At 64.6% G+C, this 2,707-nt stretch carries 5 protein-coding genes; 1 reads left to right on the top strand and 4 read right to left on the bottom strand.

All coding sequences use genetic code 11. The features are described 5' to 3' along the window. The coding region (locus KAY22_RS27600; protein ID WP_296626237.1) for a Bax inhibitor-1/YccA family protein at positions 1 to 463 on the bottom strand (463 nt) is incomplete at its 3' end. 141 nt (positions 464 to 604) lie between these two features. Here KAY22_RS27600 and thpR point away from each other — a divergent pair. Next, on the top strand, positions 605 to 1,138 hold the full coding sequence (thpR, locus tag KAY22_RS27595) for an RNA 2',3'-cyclic phosphodiesterase (RefSeq protein WP_296626236.1): 534 nt from the start codon (positions 605 to 607) through the stop codon (positions 1,136 to 1,138). Here thpR and KAY22_RS27590 read toward each other — a convergent pair. From KAY22_RS27590 to KAY22_RS27580, 3 genes are all read right to left on the bottom strand, one after another. Further along, entirely contained in the window at positions 1,123 to 1,617 is a 495-nt protein-coding gene (locus KAY22_RS27590; protein WP_296626238.1) for a low molecular weight protein-tyrosine-phosphatase, read from the bottom strand. The two genes, thpR and KAY22_RS27590, sit on opposite strands and share 16 nt — an antisense overlap. Further along, positions 1,617 to 2,171 (bottom strand): superoxide dismutase family protein, encoded by a 555-nt coding sequence (locus tag KAY22_RS27585; RefSeq protein ID WP_296626235.1) that lies wholly within the window; start codon positions 2,169 to 2,171, stop codon positions 1,617 to 1,619. Before KAY22_RS27585 ends, KAY22_RS27590 begins: the two co-directional genes overlap by 1 nt. A 151-nt stretch (positions 2,172 to 2,322) precedes the next feature. Then, on the bottom strand, positions 2,323 to 2,707 hold a 385-nt coding region (locus KAY22_RS27580; protein WP_296626234.1), incomplete at its 5' end, for an OmpA family protein.

The raw sequence follows: 2,707 nt of genomic DNA, 5'->3' as shown, positions 1-2,707 counted from the left end.
TCAGGAAGGTGCCGAAGCCCGACAGATCCTTCTTCGTCGTGTAGCCCCACAGGCTGAGCGCGGCGAATGCGGTCGCGGTCGAGAAGAAGGTGATCGCGATCGACGAGCCCGTGTAGACGAGGAACAGCGACGCCATCGACAGGCCCATGACGCCGGCAAAGGCCCAGAACATCGCCTGTGCGGCAAAGGTCGACAGCTTGTTGATGCCGAAGCTCAGGACCATCACGAAAGCCAGCGGCGCGAGCACGATCAGCCAGCGCAGCGGCGTTGCGAAGACCTGCGCAGCGAGACCCGACTCTGCGAACAGCAGAGCCACCACGCCCGTCAGCAGCACGCCCGACGCCATGTAATTATAGACCGAGAGCATGTAGGACCGCAGGCCTGCGTCGAAGGCTGCGTCGGCCACACCAGCCCGTGTCGCGGCAGGCGCGGCAGTTGCTCGGGGGTCAGACCAATTTGCCATGATGTCACTCTCTCCAATAGAAGCGGCGAGATGCCGCTTGTCGCCAATATCGGCAGGTAGAGAGTCTATTTCAAGCATAACCCGACGTAAAATCGGACGGGAGGCGTTGCTTTACCGTCTCTGATCGAAGGAAAGCCCGTCATGCACCGACTTTTCGTAGGGTTGCGTCCGCCGCTCGCGATGCGCAGCATTATTTTGTCACAAATGGGCGGGGTGCCCGGCGGGCGCTGGCAGACCGATGACCATCTTCACGTGACCCTTCGCTTCATCGGCGAAGTCGATCGCCCCCTCGCCGAGGATGTCGCAGCCGCACTCGGCTCGGTCCGGCACAGACCTCTCGACTTGCAACTCGGCGGAGTCGGCTGTTTCGATCGCAAGGGCCGGATCGACAGCCTGTGGGTCGGCATCGGCCCTGAAGTCGAGGTGCGGAGCCTGCATCTGGCAGTCGGCCGAGCGCTCGAAAGGGTGGGTATTGCGCCCGATCAGCGCGCCTTCGTTCCGCACATCACCATCGCCCGCTTCTCGCGCGCAAATGCGCCGGTCGCAGCGCTGCCGATCGCCTCGCTCTCGCCGCCATCCGTCACGGCCCATTTCGACCACTTCCTGCTGTATGAGAGCCATCTCGGCAGCGAAGGACCGATCTATGAGGTCGTAGAGCGTTATCCGCTCGCCTGATCCTGCGCCTTGGTCAAAGCGCGAAGCAGCCCGTCGATCCCCAGCCGGATATCGGCCAGCGCCGTCTCAAATCCGGCATCGTCGCCGAAATAGGGGTCGGCGACATCGTCCCCCCGCCGGTCCGGCGCATGATCGAGCAGAAGCTCGAGCCTTGCGCTGCCCTCGGCCGGAGCCATCTGACGAAGATTGCGAAGGACGCTTGCATCGAGCGCGATCAGGCGGTGGTAATGGCTGAAGTCGTCCGGCCGGACCTGGCGCGCCCGCAGCCCCGCTATGTCGATACCGTGGCGCGCGGCGATCGCTATCGCGCGCGGATCGGGCGCTTTACCGACATGCCAGTCGCCTGTCCCCGCCGAGTCGATCTCGGCAGGGATGCCCGCCCCGGCTGCTGCCGCCCGCATCACGCCTTCGGCGAGCGGCGAACGGCAGATATTGCCGAGGCAGACGAACAGGATGCGGGCGGGCCCGCTTTGTTGCATCACGATTTGACGACGACCCCGCAGGCCAGGCGGCCGCCGGCATTGCCGGTCGGATCGGTCTTGTAATCGTCGGCGGCAGCGTGGATCACGATTGCGGCGCCATCGGCGTCCAGCAGCGGGTTATCGCCACCCGATAGCATTGCCCCTGCCACCGTCGTGTTAAGGGTACCGGTTCCGTCGGCCGCGACGGTCATGTTCGGCATGTCGCCCATATGCGCCCCAGCCGGATTGTCACGGCCATGCTGGTGCTTTGCGGGATTCCAATGGCCGCCGGCGCTCGCGAAATCCGGCGCGGTGCAGATACCTGTGGTGTGAATGTGCACCGCATGCACGCCGGGGGTGAGGCCGGACGCCTTCACCTGAACCATGATCTCACCGTCATGCTGCATGAGCATGGCCCGGCCGATCGACTTGCCCGATGCATCGACCAGATCGGCCTGCGCCATGTCGTGGCTCATCGCATGATGACCGGCATGCTGGGCAGGTGCCGAAGACGCGGCCAGCGCGATGCCGGAGATGGCTGCAACAGAGACGAGAGAGAGGCGTGAACGCATGAGTTGAACTCCTGTGGTTTCGTCGGCGCGTAACCTCGGACGATAGCCGGGCGGCGACGGCGCAGGCCATAATGCAGAAAAAGAAAAAGGGGCCGATCCGAAGACCGACCCCCTATTCTGTCCATCATCGAAAGATCGATGATGAAGCCGCTTACATGCCGGCGCCGAAGGTGATTTCGACGCGACGGTTCTGCGGCTCACGAACGCCATCGGCGGTGTCGACGAGCGGACGGCTTTCGCCGAAGGCTTCGGTGACGATCGCCGAGTCCGGCACGCCCTTGCCAGCGAGGTACGCCTTGACGGCGTCCGCACGGCGCTGGGACAGGCCGACGTTGTACTGGTCGCTACCCGACTTGTCGGCGTGGCCGGCAAGCTGAACGCGGGCCTGACCCGTCGTCGCATAAGCGTTCGCCGCGTTGTCCAGGATCGAAGCTGCCTCGGCGGTGATCGCCGACTTGTCCCAATCGAAGAACACGATGAACGGACCCGGGGTCTCAACCACCGGCGGCGGCGGAGGCGGCGGCGGGGGCGGAGGC

The organism is Rhizorhabdus sp. (assembly GCF_018006725.1).
Classification (GTDB): Bacteria; Pseudomonadota; Alphaproteobacteria; order Sphingomonadales; family Sphingomonadaceae; genus Rhizorhabdus.
This window is presented reverse-complemented; position numbering and strand designations above follow the sequence as displayed.

Coding starts and splice junctions, on each gene's coding strand:
- KAY22_RS27585 (WP_296626235.1), bottom strand. CDS start 2,171: ATGCGTTCACGCCTCTCTCTCGTCTCTGTTGCAGCCATCTCCGGCATC.
- thpR (WP_296626236.1), top strand. CDS start 605: ATGCACCGACTTTTCGTAGGGTTGCGTCCGCCGCTCGCGATGCGCAGC.
- KAY22_RS27590 (WP_296626238.1), bottom strand. CDS start 1,617: ATGCAACAAAGCGGGCCCGCCCGCATCCTGTTCGTCTGCCTCGGCAAT.